17 protein-coding genes are annotated in these 20,138 nt (G+C 61.5%); 6 read left to right on the top strand and 11 right to left on the bottom strand.

The window, feature by feature from the left end:
- Positions 1 to 284 precede the first annotated feature (284 nt).
- The 3 genes from AC5XE7_RS16055 to AC5XE7_RS16045 are packed head-to-tail and all read right to left on the bottom strand — an operon-like array spanning position 285 to position 3,448.
- The gene (locus AC5XE7_RS16055) at positions 285 to 1,841 is read right to left on the bottom strand and encodes a DHA2 family efflux MFS transporter permease subunit (RefSeq protein ID WP_239800921.1); all 1,557 of its coding nucleotides are present in this window, start codon (positions 1,839 to 1,841) and stop codon (positions 285 to 287) included.
- Positions 1,828 to 3,021, bottom strand: coding sequence for an HlyD family secretion protein (locus AC5XE7_RS16050; protein ID WP_495366795.1), 1,194 nt, complete (start codon positions 3,019 to 3,021; stop codon positions 1,828 to 1,830). The genes AC5XE7_RS16055 and AC5XE7_RS16050 overlap by 14 nt, the downstream gene beginning before the upstream one ends.
- Entirely contained in the window at positions 3,014 to 3,448 is a 435-nt protein-coding gene (locus AC5XE7_RS16045) for a MarR family transcriptional regulator (protein ID WP_287947633.1), read from the bottom strand. Before AC5XE7_RS16045 ends, AC5XE7_RS16050 begins: the two co-directional genes overlap by 8 nt.
- A gap of 277 nt (positions 3,449 to 3,725) precedes the next feature.
- On the opposite strand from AC5XE7_RS16045, the gene AC5XE7_RS16040 reads away from it, so the two are divergent.
- Positions 3,726 to 5,879: a TonB-dependent receptor gene (locus tag AC5XE7_RS16040; RefSeq protein ID WP_495366794.1), complete on the top strand. Its 2,154-nt coding sequence runs from the start codon at positions 3,726 to 3,728 to the stop codon at positions 5,877 to 5,879.
- 68 nt (positions 5,880 to 5,947) lie between these two features.
- Here the strand turns inward: AC5XE7_RS16040 and tsaA are convergent, their stop codons facing one another.
- From tsaA to AC5XE7_RS16020, 4 genes are read right to left on the bottom strand one after another with little or no spacing between them, the layout of a single operon-like run.
- Positions 5,948 to 6,439, bottom strand: a complete 492-nt coding sequence (gene tsaA, locus AC5XE7_RS16035; RefSeq protein ID WP_495366793.1) for a tRNA (N6-threonylcarbamoyladenosine(37)-N6)-methyltransferase TrmO — start codon at positions 6,437 to 6,439, stop codon at positions 5,948 to 5,950.
- Between the two features lie 3 nt (positions 6,440 to 6,442).
- Positions 6,443 to 7,231, bottom strand: coding sequence for an ABC transporter ATP-binding protein (locus tag AC5XE7_RS16030; protein WP_495366868.1), 789 nt, complete (start codon positions 7,229 to 7,231; stop codon positions 6,443 to 6,445).
- Positions 7,228 to 8,277: a FecCD family ABC transporter permease gene (locus AC5XE7_RS16025; protein WP_495366792.1), complete on the bottom strand. Its 1,050-nt coding sequence runs from the start codon at positions 8,275 to 8,277 to the stop codon at positions 7,228 to 7,230. Before AC5XE7_RS16025 ends, AC5XE7_RS16030 begins: the two co-directional genes overlap by 4 nt.
- Positions 8,274 to 9,317: an iron ABC transporter substrate-binding protein gene (locus AC5XE7_RS16020; protein ID WP_495366791.1), complete on the bottom strand. Its 1,044-nt coding sequence runs from the start codon at positions 9,315 to 9,317 to the stop codon at positions 8,274 to 8,276. The genes AC5XE7_RS16025 and AC5XE7_RS16020 overlap by 4 nt, the downstream gene beginning before the upstream one ends.
- Before the next feature lie 169 nt (positions 9,318 to 9,486).
- On the opposite strand from AC5XE7_RS16020, the gene AC5XE7_RS16015 reads away from it, so the two are divergent.
- Both AC5XE7_RS16015 and AC5XE7_RS16010 read left to right on the top strand, forming a co-directional pair.
- On the top strand, positions 9,487 to 9,927 hold the full coding sequence (locus AC5XE7_RS16015) for a TadE/TadG family type IV pilus assembly protein (RefSeq protein WP_495366790.1): 441 nt from the start codon (positions 9,487 to 9,489) through the stop codon (positions 9,925 to 9,927).
- Positions 9,927 to 11,702 carry a TadG family pilus assembly protein gene (locus AC5XE7_RS16010; RefSeq protein ID WP_495366789.1) on the top strand — a complete coding sequence of 592 codons (1,776 nt, stop codon included), beginning with the start codon at positions 9,927 to 9,929 and terminating at the stop codon, positions 11,700 to 11,702. Before AC5XE7_RS16015 ends, AC5XE7_RS16010 begins: the two co-directional genes overlap by 1 nt.
- A gap of 5 nt (positions 11,703 to 11,707) precedes the next feature.
- Here the strand turns inward: AC5XE7_RS16010 and AC5XE7_RS16005 are convergent, their stop codons facing one another.
- The 4 genes from AC5XE7_RS16005 to AC5XE7_RS15990 form a co-directional block, all read right to left on the bottom strand.
- Complete coding sequence (locus AC5XE7_RS16005) at positions 11,708 to 13,336, bottom strand: alpha-D-glucose phosphate-specific phosphoglucomutase (protein ID WP_495366788.1); 1,629 nt, start codon at positions 13,334 to 13,336, stop codon at positions 11,708 to 11,710.
- A gap of 114 nt (positions 13,337 to 13,450) precedes the next feature.
- Positions 13,451 to 14,233 carry an ATP-binding cassette domain-containing protein gene (locus tag AC5XE7_RS16000; protein ID WP_280200019.1) on the bottom strand — a complete coding sequence of 261 codons (783 nt, stop codon included), beginning with the start codon at positions 14,231 to 14,233 and terminating at the stop codon, positions 13,451 to 13,453.
- Positions 14,233 to 15,315 (bottom strand): ABC transporter permease, encoded by a 1,083-nt coding sequence (locus AC5XE7_RS15995; RefSeq protein WP_239800910.1) that lies wholly within the window; start codon positions 15,313 to 15,315, stop codon positions 14,233 to 14,235. Before AC5XE7_RS15995 ends, AC5XE7_RS16000 begins: the two co-directional genes overlap by 1 nt.
- Before the next feature lie 93 nt (positions 15,316 to 15,408).
- Positions 15,409 to 16,440 (bottom strand): sugar ABC transporter substrate-binding protein, encoded by a 1,032-nt coding sequence (locus AC5XE7_RS15990; protein WP_495366787.1) that lies wholly within the window; start codon positions 16,438 to 16,440, stop codon positions 15,409 to 15,411.
- Positions 16,441 to 16,651: 211 nt separating this feature from the next.
- Here AC5XE7_RS15990 and AC5XE7_RS15985 point away from each other — a divergent pair, with 211 nt between their 5' ends.
- The 3 genes from AC5XE7_RS15985 (at position 16,652) to AC5XE7_RS15975 (ending at position 20,132) form a co-directional block, all read left to right on the top strand.
- Positions 16,652 to 17,878, top strand: coding sequence for an ROK family transcriptional regulator (locus AC5XE7_RS15985; RefSeq protein ID WP_495366786.1), 1,227 nt, complete (start codon positions 16,652 to 16,654; stop codon positions 17,876 to 17,878).
- Between the two features lie 49 nt (positions 17,879 to 17,927).
- Positions 17,928 to 18,851 carry a carbohydrate kinase family protein gene (locus AC5XE7_RS15980; protein ID WP_495366785.1) on the top strand — a complete coding sequence of 308 codons (924 nt, stop codon included), beginning with the start codon at positions 17,928 to 17,930 and terminating at the stop codon, positions 18,849 to 18,851.
- A gap of 141 nt (positions 18,852 to 18,992) precedes the next feature.
- Entirely contained in the window at positions 18,993 to 20,132 is a 1,140-nt protein-coding gene (locus tag AC5XE7_RS15975) for a DegT/DnrJ/EryC1/StrS family aminotransferase (protein ID WP_495366784.1), read from the top strand.
- Positions 20,133 to 20,138 lie beyond the last annotated feature (6 nt).

Genomic DNA, 20,138 nt, shown 5'->3' with positions numbered 1-20,138 from the left:
TATGTTGCTGAATTGGTTAGGTCAGTATGGTTAACAATTTATTGCCGCGCCGTGGCCGCATGCCGTGGCGATGCACGGTGACTGCCGGGGCGGCCAAGCCCGCCCACCCCGACAGCCGGCCCGGTGCGCTCCGGGCCACCGGCAGAGCCGGCAGGTTTGAACGAGCACATCTCATGCCATGCGATTTCGTGCCGAAGTGAAACGCAATCGCCCCTGTAACGGGACATCCGGCACCCGCACCGCATCAAAACGGGGCTGGCGCTTTCCCATCCTGAGCCATGGCGTTACTGGCCATGCGGCTTGCGCTGGGCGCGATGCAGCATCCAGGTTGGCACCAGCGCAATCAGGAACACCAGCATGACGACGAGGAAACCGTCATGAAATGCCAGCGTGTTGGCCTGAATGGCGATCATCTGGCCCAGAAACTGGATGGCCGCGGGGATTTGCTGATAATCGGGCAATCCGCCTGCCTTGGCGATACCCGACACCGTGCCCAGCAGATCCATGGTCGCCGGATTATGACTTGTCTGCGTCGCGGTCAGTCCGTCGGCATGGTAGACGGTGCGCCGTTCAAGGAACACGGCCAGCAGGTTGACGCCGAAGGCGCCGCCAAGCTGGCGGATGAAGTTGATGGCGCCGGATCCCTGCGCCACCAGTTCGCGGGGCAGCACCTTGAGCGAGCCCGCCGTCAGCGACGGGAACAGCAGGCCAAGACCGATGCGCGAGATCACCACCCACCAGGCCAGCGTCCAGAATGCGGTATCGACGCTGACCGATGCGGTCAGCCATGACGACCACGCGAAGAGAACCATGCCGACGGCGATCAGATAGCCGGCAGGCACCTTGTCCGACATGCGCCCGGCGATCGGGAACACGACCACCAGCACAAAGCCGGACGGCATCAGCAGAAGGCCGGCCTGCGTCGGTGTCAGGCCCTGTATGGTCTGAACGAACAGCGGCACGAGATAGGTGGAACCGAACAGGCCCGCCCCCATGATGAAGGCGACCAGAGATGCAGCCGAGAACGGCACGCTGGTGAACAGCCGCAGGTCGAGCATCGGTCTGGCGGTGGTCGTCTCCCACCAGATGAAGCCGGCGATCGCGACGGCGGCGACAGCGAACTGCAACAGAATGGGATCGGAAGACCAGCCAAGGCGCTGGGCATTGGTCAGCGCATTCAGGATCGAGGCCAAAAACAGGCACAGCAACACCATTCCGCCCCAGTCGAAACCGGGTCGCGGACCGGTCTGGGTCCGCACGGGAAGGAACAGATTGGACAAAACGATGCCGATCAGGGCGAAAGGAATGCCAAGGTAGAAAACATAGCGCCAGCTGAAGGCATCGATCAGGAGACCGCCGATCCACGGTCCGAGCGCAGGCGCCAGAACCACGCCGATGCCGAATATGCCCATGGCCGCACCGCGCTGGTTAGGCGGGAATACCTGAAACAGCAGGATCATCGCCAGAGGCTGCACAACGCCGGCGGCGGCACCCTGAATGACGCGCGCGACAGTGAGAACCGTCTCGTTCGGCGCAATGCCGCCCAGCACCGAACCGGCCATGAAGATAGCCAGCGCCCCCACCATGGTTGCGCGCTGGCCAAAGGCCCGGTCGGCCCAGTCCGTCACCAGCATGGTCGCGGTCATCGCCGCCAGAAAGCCCGTCGACAGCCACTGCGCCTGCACCTGGCTGATGCCGAAGGCGCCCATCACGTCGGGAATGGCGACGTTGACGATCGTGGTGGACAAGACCACCGCGATCGTCGCGATCATCACGGTTCCCGTGGCGAACCAGCGATAGGATGGCCCGTAGCGGTCGAACAGGCCCTCAATCGACGACATCGACGCTCACTTCCACCATCATGCCGGGCCGCAGCAGGCCCTCCTGCTGATCGATCTCGATGCGGATCGGCAGGCGCTGCGTGATCTTGGTGAAGTTGCCGCTCGGGTTGGGGCTTGGCAGCAGGGCAAACTGGCTGGTCGCCGCTTCGCCAACACGCGTGACCTTGCCGCTCACCTTGAGCTGCGGATAGGCATCGACTGTCACGGCGGCAGGCGCGCCGAGCTTCACCCTGCCGAAATCGGTTTCCTTCACATTGGCATCGATCCAGATGACGTTCGGATCGTGGTAGATGAGCAGGCGCGTGCCCGGCCCCACATATTCGCCGGCCTCGATGAAAGTGCTGTCGATGACACCGTCGAACTGGGCGCGGATTTCGCGCCGTCCGAGATCGACCTCCTTCTGGCCGCGCTGGGCGACAAGGGCCGCTTTCTGGCTTTCCAGCACCGCGATCTGGCGATCGAGCACCGCGATCTGGGCTTCTTCCGAGCGGGCGACGTCCAGATTGGCCCGCGCTGTCATGATCGCGGCGGCGGCCGACTTTTCCTGCTCGGTCGCAGTGGAGAGCGTCGCCTGCGCCTCCTCCAGTGTCTGCTCGGACGTCACCTTGCTGCTGGCAAGCCTGTTGACGCGCTCAAAGCGGCTGCTGGCATTGATGAGGCTCGCCTGGCTCGCCCGGTGATTGGCTTCGGCCGCTGTGAGCTGGGCTTCACCGGCTGCCAGTTTCGCCGCAACCTGCGTGCGCACCATATCCTGCTGCGCCCGCAACTGCGCCTGCTGCGCGTTCACGCCTTCAATCTGGGCATCAAGCGCCGAAAGTTCGAGCCTTGCAGTCTCGCTGTCGATCGAGGCGAGAAGATCGCCCTTCTTTACCTGATCGCCCGCAATCACATCGATGGAGACGACACGGCCGCTCACCTCGCTGCCAACTGTCACCAGATTGGCCGCAATGCGCGAATCGTTGATGGCAACATGGCTCCAGCGGTGCGCCAGCCAGGGCCAGATCACCAGCGCAGCGACGACAAGCCCGACGACAAGTACAAGCAGTTTCGCTCTGCCGCCACGCATGCTGCGCCCACTGGTCCGCCGCTTCACGGCTTCCGAAGCGGCAGGCGCCGCCTCCGGCTTCAGCCTTTCGGCCTGTTCATTTTCGTCCTTACGCAATTCCACAACCTTATCCACCGGTGCCCGACTCCAAACGATCCCCAATGATTTTCAAAAGCTCGCGCGCGCGCCCCAATTCCTCGGGCGCCACGCCTTCCAGCAATTCGTTACGCAGATCCGCAGCGATCCGGCCTATCTCGGCAAGAACCGGAGCAGATCCTTCGGCCAGCTCCACCAGCTTCACGCGGCGGTCGGCCTTGCAGGCACGGCGCAGCACCAGCCCCTGACGCTCCAGATTGTCGAGAACCCGGACCAGCGTCGGCCCCTCCACGCCGATAATGTCGGCAAGCTCGCGCTGGGATACCGGCGCCGAGCGCGACAGTTGCAGCAGCACCATCCATCTCGCCTGCGTCAGGTCGAGATGCCGAAGCCGCTCATCGATGCGCTTTCGCCACTGCCGGCTCACACGAGCCAGTTCGACGGCGAACAGCTCGCCAGCGTCCATTGAATGCATTCCTATTTAGTAGGTTGCTATCGATATAGAGGCAGTCCGTTGCTTTCGCAATGGTATCTGCAAAACCTCCCCCTACGACAATCCACCGCACCCGCTGGCCTAACCATCGGCACTTGCAGTTTGAATCGATATATTTTTATGAATATAACAGTTGCAGTTTCGCGGCATGAATCGCACGCGGACCAATGGTTATATAATTGCTTTTTTGGGGGATCATAAGTTGCGATATATATGGATAGGCTCAGCGCTAACGGCGCTGGCCACGATTATGTCTGCTCAGAGCAGCCTGGCACAGACCGTTGAGAATGACGCCGCCGAGGTTCAGTCCAACGAGAAAGACAAGAAACCCAGGGTGAAACAGGCTGGGGATGATGTCTTCGTTCTGGGACGCATCAATGTTTACGATGCACGCGGTGATGGTGGCACCAGCGGCCAGGCGGTATCGCAGAGTATTATCTCCGCCGATGATGTGCGTAATCAGAACCGCAACACGCTGGATGATGCGCTTCGTACCGTTCCGGGCGTGGAATCTTCGAATTCCGGCGGCCAGAGAAACGAGCGAATGGTTTATGTCCGCGGCTTCGATCGCTGGCGTGTCCCATTGTCGATCGACGGTGTTCGCATCTATCTGCCCGCAGACAACCGGCTTGATTATGGAAGATTTCTGACCCCGGACCTTGCTGAAATTCAGGTCCACAAAGGTTATGCATCCGTCTTGAACGGTCCCGGGGGCATGGGAGGCCAGATCAATCTGGTTACTCGGAAGCCAACCAAGGAGATCGAAGGCGAATTGCGCGCCGGCGTAGAGTTCGGAAACACCGGGCATCTTTCAGCCCATAATCTGTTCGGTTCAGTCGGCACACGCCAGGATATGTTCTACTTGCAGGCGAGCGGTTCTCTGCGCGACAGTGACGGCTGGTTTCTGTCCCGCAAGTACGATCCCGCTCCCGTTGGCGCAGGTGGTCCCGTACAGGGATCGGGGAAACGTGATTTCAGCCAGACAAAAGACTGGCGTATCAATTTAAAGGCAGGTTTTACACCAAACGACACAGATGAATATGTGGTCAGCTACACGAAACAGGAAGGCAACAAAGGCGCACCATATCACGTTCGCGAAGATGTGAGCGGCATCACTCCCGGAGCCAGCAAGTATCAGAATAACTGGTCCTGGCCTCAATGGGATGTTTCGACAGCGTCTTTCAACTCTCATACACAGATCGGCGATGTCTCCTATCTGAAAACGAAGTCCTATTATAACACCTTCGACAATCGCGGGGCTTTCTACGACGATTACACGTTCTCCACTCAGAAGACCAAGAATTCGGAAAACAGCTATTATAATGACTACGCATACGGTTTCAGCATAGAGGGAGGAACGGAACTCATCCCCATGAATACGCTGAAAACGGCGTTCCACTATCGCCGTGACGTTCACAGGCGGTGGAGCCACTTTTCGCCGGACGTGACGCCGGCGGATATCTCTCCTCGGCAGCGCAGGGTTGAAGATACCTGGTCGGTAGCAGCCGAGAACACTTTTCATGCCACCGATACGGTCGATTTCGTAGGAGGCATCAGCTACGACTGGTACAAAACGCGGCGTGCAGAATACTATTCGAAAGGAGAATTCGGTGAATTCCCCTTGTTCGACAATAATGCCTTCAACTGGCAGGGAGCGGCAATCTGGCGTCCAACTGCCGACGTTGAATTGCACGCCAGCATTTCCAGCCGCACACGTTTCCCGACCCTGTTCGAGCGCTACAGTTCACGTCGCGGTAATTATATCGAGAACCCCAATCTTGGCCCCGAACGGGCAACCAACTACGAGATCGGTGGCTCAACGAACCTTCTGAACGGCGACGCAAGAGTTGGAGGGGCGATCTTCTACAGCAGGGTCGGCAACGCGATTGAATCAATCGGCGGCTTTGTTTGCCCTGAGGATAAGCCTGCGAACCCTAACGCCCCGCCTCCCCCCGCCAAGTGCAGCCAGAACCAGAATATCGGTAAGGCCACTTACTATGGCTTCGAGATTTCAGGTGAGTGGGACATGCTTTCGACTTTGACGGTTGGCGGAAATTATACGCTCCTCAAAAGCGAACTCCGCAACCCGGACAATCCGAATCTGAAACCTGACGGTCGACCCGAGCACATTGCCTATCTTTATGCGCACTGGCGGCCTATCGAAAAGCTCACCATCACACCTGGGCTTGAATTGTCCAGTTCGCGCTGGGCAAGCATCAGCGGTGGTAAATTCACAACCAAACCCGGCTTCGGCCTAGCAAACCTCAATGTCCACTACGACTTCAACGATCAGATGTCGTTTACTGCTGGCGTCCGCAACATTTTTGACAAGCACTACGAACTGGCTGACGGCTTCCCGGAGCCCGGCCGCACCTTTTATCTGAACTCGCGCCTCACGTTCTGAGGCATCCTCCCCAAACAAAACCGCCGGCGAGAGCATCGCCGGCGGTTATTTCAAATCTGCAGAGGCTTCTACCCTACCTCGAAATCGCCCGGCTGCGGCGGGGCTATGGGCGTGAAGCGCGTCCGCTCCGGCTTCAGGTCGAGCAGGGGCGTGCCGTCGAGGCAATCGAGGCCGCGCACCAGAAGCGTGTTTGCCTCGCGCCCGGCCCGCGTCACGATCGAGGTCCCTATCGGATTGGGCCGCACCGGCGAGCGGATGGAGAAGGTTCCGCGAGACTTGCCGTCGCTGGCGGGGCTTTGCAGCACCAGATCACGCCGCGACATGTGCAGCCAGTACAGCACTTCCAGTTCATCGAACTCCTCGATATTGGCCAGCGCCGCAACCCATGGTTCGAACACTTCGATGCGGCACACCGGGCCGTCGCGCCGGCCTTGTCGCGGCGTCATCATGCGCGAGGTCCAGGGCGTGTGGATGCGGCCGATGAACACCAGTCCGGCATCGCTCGCCGGCGGCATCGCCACGGCCCGCTCGCCCTCGCGGATTTCGTTTTCCCTCACCATCCCTTACTCCTGACGGAAGCGGCCGAGCGCGGGTGCGCATATGCTTCGCCCGGCACCCTGCATGAATTCCACGGCAACCTCCACGCCATAAAGGCCGTGCAGGCTCTTCGGCGTCACCGCCTCGCTGGGCGAGCCATCAGCGACCACATGCCCCTGCTTCATCAGCACCGCCCGGTCCGCACAGGCGAAGGCATGCCCGGGATCGTGCGTCGACAGAACGATGGAAAGACCGGACCCCCGCAGTTCGTTGATGCAGTCGAGCACGCGCGCCTGATTGCCGAAGTCGAGGCTGGCGGTCGGCTCGTCCATGACGATCAGTTCCGCCTCCTGCACCAGCGCGCGCGCAATCAGGGTCATCTGCCGCTCTCCGCCGCTGATCTCGTTGAAGGAGCGTTCGGCGAGATGCGCCAGGCCAAGCCGGTCCAGCGCGGCAAAAGACAATTTCCGGTCATGGGCGGAGGGCGTGGCGAAGGTGCCGATGCGGCTCGCCCGCGCCATCATCACCACGTTGAGGACGGTGAACGGAAAATAGGACGAGCCCGCCTGCGGAACATAGGCGACATGACGGGCAAATTCCGCCCTCGTATAGGCCTGCACCGGCCTGCCGCGCATCTCCAGACGGCCACCCAGTGGCGGCAGAAGGCCAAGCAGGGTGCGAAACAGCGTGGTCTTGCCGCACCCGTTGGGTCCCATCAGGCACATCACCTCGCCTGAGTTGACGGAGATGTTGACGCCCTGCCCTATGGCCTTGCCACCATAGCCGAAGGCCAGATCCTGCGCGGACATCATCACTGCCATCCGCGCCTCCCGCTCACCAGCAGCCACAGGAAGAATGGCGCGCCGATCACCGCCGTCAGGATGCCGAGCGGCACCTCGATCCCTGCAATGGTCCTTGCCAGCGCATCCACGCCAACCATGTAGCCGCCGCCGAGCATGAGGGAGGCCGGCAGCAGGCGGCCGAAATCCGGTCCCACAAGGCTGCGGGCTATGTGGGGCATTACCAGCCCCACCCAGCCGATGATGCCGGAAACGGAAACGGCAGCCGCCGTCATCAGCGTGGCGGCCGACACCAGAATGAGGCGCAGGCGCCCGGTTTCGATGCCGAGTGCGCGCGCTTCCTCCTCATCGAGCGTCATCAGGTTCATGCGCCAGCGCAGAAGCAACATCGGCACCAGCCCCAGCAGCATGGCCGGCAGGAGTGACGCGGCATCGGCACGGGTGATGCTGGCGAGGCTTCCCAGCAGCCAGAAGGTGATGGCGGGCAACTGGTTGTAGGGGTCAGCAAGTACCTTGAGCAGGGAAATGCACGCCCCGACCAGCGCGCCCACTGCCACGCCGGCGAGCACGAGCACGAGCACGGGATCGCGGCCCCGCACCATAGACCCGACCGCATAGACCAGCGCGACAGCCGCAAGGCCGCCGGCAAAGGCCATGCCCTGTATGGCCAGCACCGGCAGCGACAGGAAAATGCCACCGACGGCGCCGAGGCTCGCACCCGCGGAAACGCCCAGAATGTCGGGCGACACCAAAGGATTGCGGAACAGCCCCTGATAGACGCAACCGGCGGCCGCAAGCGAGGCTCCCACAAGCAGCCCCGCCAGCACCCGCGGCAGACGCACATTCCAGACCACCGTCTCGACGGTGGCGTCCAAACCACTCGGTGTTCCTGTCAGGCGCGACCAGACCACCCGCGCCATATCGGAAAGGGAAACATCATATTTCCCGGCCGAAAGGGCCAGAATTACGACGATCGCCAGCAGCAATGGCGGCAGCAGCACCGGGAAAAGAGAGCGCCCTGCCCGACTGCCGGCATCTGGCAGCGCCCCGCTTTTGCTCATTTTATCGCGGAATCCGCCAGAAGCTGGTCAATCTGCTCCTGTGTCAGCTCGACCTGATAGAACAGACGGTAGAATTCGCGCGTCCGCTCGCCCATGTCGAATTCCGCCTTGCCCGGATAGAGGATTTCCGTCAGCCACGTCACCGACATCAGCCGGTTGACGCCGGGCGGGGAGTCGAACCAGCCGAATGGCTGCGTCGGCGCACGGTAGACCCGGCCATCCTTCACCGCCTTCAGGTTCGCCCATGTCGGGTCCGTCTTCACGGATTTCTGGAATTCCGGGCTCAGCGTCAAAATGACATCGGGGTTCCATCCGAGAACCTGCTCGATCGAAACGTTCGACAGCCCTCCCGATCCCGCGAGCGCTGCAACGTTGTGAGCGCCCACAACATCGAGAATTTCCATATTGATGGAGCCGGCGGAACCGGTCTCAAGTCCGTCCGGCCCGCGCCCGTAATAAACCTTCGGGCGGTCTTCCGGAGCGATATCGGCAACCATCTCCTTCTGCCATGCCATCGTGCGCTCGGCATAGGAAGCCAGTTCCTCGCCGCGTACTTCTACCTCCAGCAGGCCAGCCACCTCGCGCAGGGTTTCCGGCGTGCGCAGGAAAGCGCCGTCGATCAGCACATAGGGAATGCCGGTCTGTTCCTGCACCCTGTCGGCCAGTGAAGCGTAGGTCGGATCGATGGTGCCGACATCGATGATGATGTCCGGCTTCATCGACAGGACCATTTCGATATTGGCCGTATTGCCGCGTCCGGTGAGCCGGCCGGTCTCCGGCAAGTCCCGATACGGCTCGGCGAGAAACTGCTTTTCCGCATCCGATGGTGAACGCACCCAGCCCACCATTTTTTCCGGCGACACCACATAAAGCAGCACGGAAGCAGGTGGCCCCGCTGCAAGCACGCGCTCTACCCTGTCGGGTATTTCGACAGACCTTCCCGCAGCGTCCGTGAAAAGCCGTGCCGCCTGCGCAAGAGCAGGCATGAGAACCAGTTGCAGAGCGGCAAAGGCGACAAGCAGCAGACGAATTGGGAACATTGCGGGCTTCCGGAACCAGTGGCGTTTCCATGGTTATATAAGCTGAAATATATCGATCAAGCACGAACCACACATCCCGAGGTTCGCAATCATTGCTTAATCTTTTCATCTTAAAGTTAAAATCTTGAAATCGAACACTCGTAAGTTGAATATCAATTTGGAGGGTGTCTTGATCTGCTATTTGCCGAAACGCCTCTGCGTATTCCTTCGGTGTAGACGGGCTGCAGCGGCCGTCGAATTCGCCATTCTCTCCCCGATTTTCCTCCTGCTTATATTGGGAATGATCGCTTACGGCATCTATTTCGGTGCCAGCCATTCAGTCCAGCAACTGGCCGCCGATGCCGCGCGCATCGCCATGAGCGGACTGTCCGCTTCCGAGCGCAGAGCGCTGGTAACGGACTTCATAAACCGCAACGGGTCGGGATATGCATTCGTCGACGCCACGAAGCTCACTGTCGACGCTCATGACAGCGCCGCCGATGGCAGCCAGTTCGTCGTAGCCGTTGCCTATGACGCATCCAATCTGCCGATATGGGGTCTTTTCGAGGGCATAACCATGCCGGGAAAGACGATCCGGCGGCAGTCCACGATCCGGATAGGAGGACTGTGATGCATGAACCTCCGGCTGCGGCCACGCAATCGCCCCGGAATTTTCTCAGGAACAGGACTGGCAACTTCGCGGTGATGACCGCGCTGATCATGCCCTTTGCCGTGGTGCTGACCGCCTTCGCGGTGGATCAGGGATCTCTCTACACCGAACGGCGCCATGCGCAGGCGATAACCGACATCGCCGCTATCGCCGCCACCGGCAACATAAGCAAGGCGGAAACGATGGTTGCCGCCACCTTCAGCGACAATGGCCTTGGTCAGGTTCTGGTGCGCGGCGCGGGAAACACCACGAAACCCTTGCCGGGCCGGCCGGTCGCCAACGTCATTCGCGGCCGCTACACCCCCGACCCGTCGAAGCCGCGCGCAAGCCGTTTCGTACCGGGAAAGCAACCTTACAACGCAGTCGAGGTTTCGCTGGAAAAGCTCGGCAACCTCTACTTCGGCAGCAGCGTGATGGCTCCGCCGGTCATCGGCACATCGGCCATAGCCAGTATAAGAGCGGAAGCTGCCTTCTCTGTCGGCTCACGTCTGCTGAACCTTGATAATGAAGGGCTGCTTAACGGCCTGCTTGGCGCCCTGCTGGGCGGCAACATCAATCTGAACGTCATGGACTACAGGGCGCTGGCGGCTGCCGACGTCAGCGTCCTGTCATTTCTGGATGCGCTGGCCATTCGCACAAACGCCACCGCACTTACCTATACCGATCTGCTTTCCACAACAGCCACGGTGGGCCAGATTGCGGCCGCCATGGCCGATGTTCCCGGCCTCGACAGCGTCAGCCGCATCGCCCTGCAAACGCTGGGCGCACAATCGAGCGCCAGTCTGCTGGTGTCCCTCAACACGCTGATCGATCTTGGCTCCGTGGGGCAGCTCGGCATCGGCCAGCGCCCTGCCGGGCTGGATATAGCAGCCAACGTGCTTTCCATGCTGACTGCAAGTGCTGCGATCGCCAATGGCGACAATATGGTGGCCGCCAATCTTGGCGGCATGTTGCCCGGTCTTGGTGGTCTCAAACTGAAGATTGCAATCGGCGAGCCACCACAGCGCTCGCCATGGCTGGCGGTAGGCGAAGAGGGAACGGTCGTGCGCACGGCCCAGACGCGCGTCAGCCTCGTCGCCTCCGTCAGCCCCTTGTCGAGCAATCTCGGCGGCGGCATTCATCTTCTCTCGATCAACCTGCCCCTGCATGTCGAGGTCGCCTATGCCGAGGCAAGGTTGAAGTCGATCGAATGCCCTACCGGCCGGCCGGAAAGCCTGCGAGTCACGATAGACACGACGCCGGGTATCGCCGAACTCTATATCGCCGAAGCCTACGGTTCGGGGTTTGCCGACTTTACGCGCAAGATGATGTTCCGTGCCGTTGCGATTGCCGATGTCAGCCTCAACATCCTCTTCGTCATCAAGCTCGACCTTCTCAAGATCAAGGGCTTTGCCCATACCATGATGGGCAATGATGTCGCGATCCCCCTTACCTTCACACAGTCCGACATAGCGGCAAAGAAGACGAAGACGGCGACGACCAGCAACTACACCTCATCGCTCACGTCCACCCTGATCGACGACCTCAAGCTTTCGGTTGAACCTCTGGGCCTTCCGATCGACATCGGCTGGCTGCTCGGCGTGGTCAAGCCACCAGTGCAACTGGCCCTCGGCGCCGTCACTCCGGTTCTGGATAAACTCCTCTACAATCTCCTCGGCATGCTCGGCATCAGCCTTGGTCAGGCCGATGTGCGTGTCACCGGAGCGACTTGCGGACGCGCCCTTCTGGTGCAGTAGGAGCCTCAGGTGATGACGCTCGGGCGCTCGCGGCCGGTATGGCGGCGAATGCCCGCAATCTCGTCCGCCGCTGCGATAAGATCGGCCAGCGCCGCCTGCGTGTCGATACCGTGACTGGCCGTATCGGGCTCATAGCGCTCTATATAGACGCGAAGCGTGGCACCGCTGGTTCCGGTTCCCGAAAGCCGGAACACCACCCGCGATCCGCCCTCGAACAGGATCCGGATGCCCTGCTGAACGCTCACCGAACCGTCCACCGGGTCATGATAGGCAAAGTCGTCAGCCGTTTCGATGGTGAGCCCGGACACCTGCGTTCCCGGCAAGGAGGCCAGCTTTTCCCGCAGTTCCTCCATCAGCGCATTGGCACCGGCGGCGTCCACTTCCTCATAGTCATGGCGCGAATAGTAATTGCGGCCGTATGTGGCCCAGTGTTTCGTCACGATTTCGCTGACGCTTTCGCGGCGGGCCGCGAGAATGGAAAGCCACAGAAGCACAGCCCAAAGTCCGTCCTTCTCGCGGACATGGCTGGAGCCTGTGCCGGCGCTCTCCTCACCGCAGATCGTCGCCATGCCGGCATCGAGCAAGTTGCCGAAAAACTTCCAGCCTGTCGGCGTCTCGTAAAGACCGACGCCCAGTTTCTGCGCCACACGATCAGCCGCGCCGCTGGTCGGCATCGAGCGCGCGATGCCGGCGAGCCCGCCTGTGTAGGCGGGCGCCACCGTTGCATTGGCGGCCAGCACCGCAAGCGAATCGGAGGGGGTGACGAAAATGCCCTTGCCGATGATGAGGTTGCGATCTCCGTCGCCGTCGGAGGCGGCGCCGAAATCGGGAGCATCGGGTCCCATCATCTCCTCGTAGAGGTGTTTGGCGTGAACCAGATTGGGATCGGGGTGATGCCCGCCGAAGTCCGGCAGAGGTCGAAAATTCCGGCATGAGCCGGGAGCGGCACCGAGACGGCGCTCGAAGATCTCCGTCGCGTAAGGCCCGGTCACGGCATGCATGGCATCGAAGCGCATGCGAAAGCCGGAGGCGAACAGTTTCCGCAGCGCCTCGAAATCGAACAGGCTCTCCATGAGGTCCGCATAATCGCGCACCGGATCGACAATCTCGACCTCCATGCCGCCGGCTTCGACCGTGCCGATGGTGTCGATGTCGATATCGCCGATGTCCGCGATCCGGTATTCAAGGATTTCCTTCGACCGCGCATAGATCGCGTCGGTTATCTTCTCGGGCGCCGGGCCGCCGTTTCCGGCATTGTACTTGATGCCGAAATCTTGCCTTGGCCCGCCGGGATTGTGGCTGGCGGACAAGATGATGCCGCCGAAGGCCTTGTATTTTCTGATCAGATGGGAGGCGGCCGGCGTCGAGAGGATGCCACCCTGCCCGACCATCACCTTGCCGAACCCGTTGGCTGCGGCCATGGCGATGACCTTCCCGATCACCTCGCGGTTGTAGTAGCGCCCGTCGCCACCGACCACCAGCAGCCTGCCCCCGAAGCCGGAAAGCGCATCGAAGATCGACTGGATGAAATTCTCGGCATAGTTCGGCTGCTGGAACACCGGCACCTTCTTGCGCAACCCGGATGTTCCGGGTTTCTGATCGTCGAAAGGTGTGGTGGAAACGGTGCGTATCATCTGGCGGCGTGCCTTTCCGGGAAAAAGCCTCAGGTCGGGAACAACGCACTGGCGCGCGCTTCGATCCCCGTCCCAGATACGCTTTCAGACAGCGTCCGTGAAGATGGCACAGGATCAGGCCGCGACGGCAACCTCCGGTGGCGCCTTTGCCCCGGTCATGAAGGCCACCGCATCCGACATGGTGTAGTCCTTCGGATCGATGACGGTGAGCCGTCTGCCCAGCCGGTGAATATGGATACGGTCGGCGACCTCGAAAACATGCGGCATGTTGTGGGAAATCAGCACGATCGGCAGGCCGCGCTTCTTCACGTCGAGGATCAGTTCCAGCACGCGCCGCGATTCCTTGACGCCGAGCGCTGCCGTCGGTTCGTCCATGATCACCACCCGGGACCCGAAGGCAGCGGCGCGCGCCACCGCCACGCCCTGACGCTGGCCGCCCGAGAGGGTTTCCACCGCCTGCCCGATATTCTGGATGGTCATCAGTCCGAGTTCGGATAGCATGTCGCGGGCGCGCTTTTCCATGGCAGGCCGGTCCAGCATGCGCAGCCATCGGCCAAGCGGCCCCGGCCGCCTGATCTCGCGGCCAAGGAACATGTTGTCGGCGATCGACAGCGCCGGCGACAAGGCAAGGTTCTGGTAGACGGTCTCGATGCCGGCCTCTCGCGCCTCCATCGGCGAGCGGAAGGAAACCGGCTTTCCCTCCAGCCTGATCTCGCCCTCGTCAGGCGTCATCGCGCCGGAAAGCGCCTTGATCAGCGATGATTTTCCCGCGCCATTATCCCCGATCACCGCCAGTATCTCGCCCGGATAGAGATCGAAATCGGCTGAATCGAGGGCTGTGACGCGGCCATAGCGCTTGACCAGACCGCGTGCGGTGAGAATGGGTTCGCGCTGCATCAGCCTGCCACCTTCCTGATCCACTGGTCGACCGTTACGGCACCGATGATGAGCACGCCGATGAGCAGATAGGTCCATTGCGGATCGGTGCCGATGAGCCGCAGTGCCAGCGAGAACACGCCGACGATCAGCGCCCCGAACAGCATGCCGAGAATGGAGCCGCGACCGCCGAACAGGGAGATGCCACCGATCACCACGGCCGTGATCGATTCGATATTGGCGAACTGCCCTGAAGTGGGGGAAACCGAGCCAAGACGTCCAATCAGCGCCCAGCCGGCCAGCGCGCAGATCAGACCGGCAAGCGTGTAGACCGAAAGCAGCATTCGGTTGACATTGACGCCCGAAAGCTTGGCCGCCTCGGGGTCATCGCCCACCGCATAGACATGCCGCCCCCATGCGGTGTGGTTGAGCACGTACCAGAGCACCAGAACCAGAACCACCATGGCAATCACGCCATAGGTGAAGACGGCATTGCCGATGCGGATATTGTTGCCGAACCATTGCAGCAGCGGCGCATTGGCCTCGATATCCTGCGCGCGGATCGTCTCGTTCGCGGAATAGAGAAAGTTGGCGGCCAGAATGATCTGCCAGGTGCCGAGCGTGACGATGAATGGCGGCAGCCTCAGCCGCGCCACCAGCCAGCCATTGAGGAAGCCGCAGGCAGCACCGACGGCGAAGCCGCAAAGGATCGCAACAGGCGCCGGCAGCCCGTAGCGGAACGTGAACTGCCCCATGACCACCGACGACAGCACCATGATGGCGCCGACGGAAAGATCGATGCCTGCCGTCAGGATCACCAGCGTCTGGGCCGCCCCGATGATGCCGACGATCGCCACCTGCTGCAGAATGAGTGTCAGGGAAAACGGCGAGAAGAAGCGCCCGCCGATCACCAGAGCGAAGACGACAAGCGAAGCAATCAGGACGATCAGGGGCACCGCCGCCGGGCTGGAATGCAGGAAGTGCTGCAATTTCTCGACAGGGGTGCGGTCGTGTCCTTCAAAGCGCGCCACCGAACTGTCGCTGCCTTCCAGAGCCTTTTCGAACTCCTGCGCTCGCCCTTCGCCTGAAGCAGCTTCGTTCATAAGTGCCCTCCTCCCATCGAGCGCTTGCTCCCGGAGGACGCGCAGAAAATTCCCGCGCGTCCGCAGAATAGTGTGCTCAAGCCTGCGCCGGGATCAACCCCAGCAAAGCTCGAGACCCTTCCGGACATCGATCGACTCGACGCCTTCGGCAGGCTTTGCGGTGACAAGCGCCACGCCGGTGTCGACAAAATCCTTGCCTTCGGTGGCCTGCGGCTTCTCGCCCGTGTCAGCGAATTTCTTGATGGCCTCGATGCCCAGAGAAGCCATCAGCAAAGGATATTGCTGCGAGGTCGCGCCGATCACCCCTGCCTCCACGTTCTTCACGCCCGGGCAGCCGCCATCGATGGACACGATCAGCACGTTCTTTTCCATGCCCACCGCCTTCAGCGCCTCATAGGCACCGGCAGCCGCAGGCTCGTTGATGGTGTGGACGACATTGATGGACGGGTCCTTCTGAAGAAGGTTTTCCATCGCCTTGCGGCCACCCTCTTCATTGCCGTTGGTCACATCATGGCCGACAATACGCGGATCGTCCTCGTCACCGATGCGGTTGATGTCCTTGGTGTCGATGCCAAAGCCCTTCATGAAGCCCTGATCACGCAGAACGTCGACGGTCGGCTGCGATGGCGTCAGGTTCAGGAACGCGATCTTCGCATCCTTCGCCTTGTCACCGAGCGTGGCGGCGGCCCATTTGCCGACCAGTTCGCCGGCGAGGAGATTGTCGGTGGCGAAGGTCGCGTCGGCGGCATCCGCGGGTTCGAGCGGCGTATCCAGCGCGATGACGAGGATGCCGGCATCGCGGGCCTGCTTCACGGACGGAACAATGCCCGCCGTATCGGATGCGGTAATCAGAATGCCCTTGGCACCATCGGCGATACAGCTTTCGATAGCCGCCACCTGGCTTTCGCTGTCGCCATCTATCTTGCCGGCATAGGTCTTCAGGTTGACGCCCAGTTCCTTGGCCTTGGCAACAGCGCCTTCCTTCATTTTCACGAAGAAGGGGTTGGTGTCTGTCTTGGTGATCAGGCATGCGCCCACTTCCTGTGCAGAAGCCGGAGCGGCAAGCGCTGCCGCACCAAGCGCGGTCGCGCAGAACAGGGCGGCCTTCAACGCGGAGATTTTCATTGCATCCTCCCAGATGATGACGGCTCCGGACCAGTTCCGAGGCCAAGATACGAGGGCTCGCACTGCCTTCCCGGCCGCGCCCTGAGACAAAAACAAACACAGGTTCCGGCACCCTGTCAATAATTAAATCACTCTTATTTATTATTGACAGCATTGCGCCGATCCAACATTCTTGCCAAAGGACAGGGGAACTTTCGGGAGACTGGCTACGGTGGAAACCGGCACTGTGAAACATGGTCCGCCCGAAGCGGCGGAAAGCCGTTTCCACCGCGGCACCAACCAGAGCGGGATGCGCGATCACAATGAGCGCCTCGTGCTGTCGCTCGTGCGCCTGCATGGCAGCCTGTCGAAATCCGACATTGCAAGGATGACCGGCCTGTCGGCGCAGACCGTATCGGTCATCATGCGCGAACTGGAGCGCGACGGGCTGCTCCTGAAGCAGGCCCCTCAGCGCGGCAAGATCGGCCAGCCCTCTGTGCCGATGTCGCTCAACCCAGACGGCGCCTTCTTCATTGGGCTCAAGATCGGCCGCCGCAGCTCGGATCTCGTGCTCATCGATTTTCTGGGAACGGTGCGCGCCTCGTCGCAACTTTCCTATCGCTATCCGGTTCCGCGCGAAACGGTGGAGTTCGTGCTGTCGGGCATGAGGGAGCTGCGGGCAACCCTGAGCGCCGGCCAGCAGAAGCGCATTGCCGGCCTTGGCATAGCGATGCCCTTCGAGCTGTGGAGCTGGGCCGACACCGCCGGTGCGCCGCGCGAGATAATGGACGAATGGCGCCACCGCGACATGCGGTCCGAAATCCAGCTTCTGTGCGATTTTCCCGTCTATCTCCAGAATGACGCCACCTCTGCCTGTGGGGCCGAACTGGTGTTCGGCCAGACCGGCGCTTTGCGCGATTTCGTCTATTTCTACATCGGTGCCTTCGCCGGCGGCGGCATCGTGCTCGACGGCAGGCTCTACAGCGGGCCGACCGGAAATGCCGGCGCCCTTGGCTCGATGCTTATTCCCGGCAACGGCAACAAGCCGACCCAGCTGATCGACATCGCCTCGATCGCGGTGCTGGAAAAGCGCCTGAACGCAACTGGCGTGGATGCGCCGCATCTTTGGACGACGCCGGAAGAATGGGGCGACCTCGGCCCGACCGCGGATCAGTGGATCCTCGATGCGGCAAACGCGCTGGCCTATTCGATCGCCTCATCGACAGCCGTCATCGACTTTGAAGCCGCGGTTATAGATGGCTGGATGCCGGCTTCCGTCCGCGCCCGGCTGGTCGATGCCGTTCGCAACGCCATGTCGGGCATTGATGCCGAAGGCGTTTCCGTCCCCCGAATCCAGGAAGGCACGGTCGGCGTTCATGCCCGCGCCCTCGGCGCTGCCAGCCTGCCGCTCTCCGAACGTTTTCTGATCGGCCCGACCCTCCCCGCCAGAACGGCGTAGGCGGCAGCCAATTTCACTCCTCCAGATTGAGCTACGGAGCGAACGCCTGATGATACTTTGCTGCGGCGAGGCCCTGATAGACATGCTGCCGCGCAATTCCACGCTCGGCGAGCAGGCTTTCGCCCCCTATGCCGGTGGGGCGGTGTTCAACACCGCCATCGCGCTCGGGAGGCTTGGTGCACGCACCGGCTTCTTTTCCGGCATCTCAGATGACATGTTTGGCACGCTTCTGCGGCAGGAACTGGAAGCCAGCAAAGTCGATTGCCGCTATCTTCACATCTCACCGCGTCCGACCACTCTTGCCTTCGTCCAGCTCGACCGGGGGCAGGCCAGCTATACATTCTATGATGAGAACACAGCCGGCCGCATGCTGACAGAAGCCGACCTCCCCGCGCTCGACAACGAGGTCGCAGCAATGCTGTTCGGTGCGATCAGCCTCATCTCCGAGCCTGCCGGCAGCGCCTATGAAGTGCTCATGCGCCGCGAGCACGGCAAGCGCGTGATGATGCTCGATCCAAACATCAGGCCGGGCTTCATTCCCGATCACGAGAAGCATCTCGCGCGCATCGAAGCGATGATGGCAATGGCCGACATCGTGAAGCTCTCGGACGAGGATCTCGCATGGTTCGGGCAGCCCGGCACGACGGAGGATTTCGTTGAAGGCTGGCTGACGCGCGGCCCCGCCCTCATCGTCATCACCCATGGCGCCAGGGGCGCGACCGGATATTCGCGCGCGGGCTCGGTCACCATCCTGCCGCCACCGGTCGATGTCGTGGACACGGTGGGCGCGGGCGACACCTTCAACGGAGGCTTGCTCGCCTGTCTGTCGGAACATGGAATGCTGTCCCGGTCCGCACTGTCGGGCCTGTCCATGAGCGGCCTGCGCTCTGCGCTGGAATTTGCCACGTCGGCCGCTGCCGTCACCGTTTCACGCGCCGGCGCCAACCCGCCGTGGCGCCATGAAATGAGCTGACTTCGCACATATCAAATTTCCGTCGTACCTGCGCATCGAAATGTGATCTGGCCGCACCGAAGGTTTGCGCCTGCGCCTTTCCCCTGTCGGACAGGTCTGGTACTTGGCCGGCATCTGAAGCGCATTTGCATTGGAGCAGTCATGCAGTTCATCGATCTCAACGCGCAACGCGAACGCATCCGCGACCGGCTCAAAGCCGCCATCGACCGCGTCGTTGACCATGGCCGTTACATTCTGGGACCGGAAGTCACGGAACTGGAAGAGAAGCTTGCCGCCTATGTCGGCACGAAGCATGTCGTGGCCTGCGCCAACGGCACCGATGCCCTGCTGCTACCGCTCCACGCTTCCGGCATCGGCATCGGCGACGCCGTCTTCGTGCCGAGCTTCACGTTCGCGGCCACGGCAGAGGTCGTGGCTCTGACTAAGGCCGAACCCATATTTGTGGACGTCGATCCCAAAACCTACAACATCGACATCGCCAGCCTCGAAGCCGCCATAGACATGGTGAAGGCGGAAGGCCGCCTGCAGCCGAAGGCCATCATTCCGGTCGACCTGTTCGGTCTTGCCGCCGACTACGATGCCCTCATGCAGATCGCTGCGCGCGAAAAGCTTCTGGTGATCGAGGATGCCGCCCAGTCCATCGGCGGCTCAGCCGACGGCAAGATGTGCGGCGCCTTCGGCCATGTCGCAGGAACCAGTTTCTATCCGGCCAAGCCGCTGGGCTGCTATGGCGACGGCGGCGCCATGTTCACCGATGACGGCGATCTTGCCGAAAGGCTGCGTTCCTTCGCCTTCCACGGCAAGGGCGAGACCCAGTACGACAACATCGTCGTCGGCATCAATTCCCGCCTCGACACCATTCAGGCTGCGATCCTGATCGAAAAGCTCGCCATTCTCGAAGACGAAATGGAAGCCCGCCACCGGGTGGCCGCCCGCTATGCCGCTGGGCTCGGCGACATCGTCAAGGCCGCCAGCAATCCCGAAAACGGGCGCTCGGCCTGGGCCCAATACGCCATCGAGACGCCGAAGCGCGACGGTCTGAAGGCACATCTGCAGGAGAAGGGCATTCCTTCGGTCATCTATTACGTGAAGCCTCTCCACACGCAGGTGGCCTATCGCAATTTCCCGCGTACGCCCACCGGCCTTGCCGTATCGGAAGAGCTGCCGCAGCGCATCCTGTGCCTGCCGATGCATCCCTATCTGTCGGAAGACGATCAGGATCGCATCATCGAAACGATCCGCAACTACATAGGCTCGAATTCGGTCGCAGCCGGAGAATAAGCCAGA

The sequence above is a fragment of the Aquamicrobium sp. YD-1-mutant5 genome, assembly GCF_059509755.1.
This window is presented reverse-complemented; position numbering and strand designations above follow the sequence as displayed.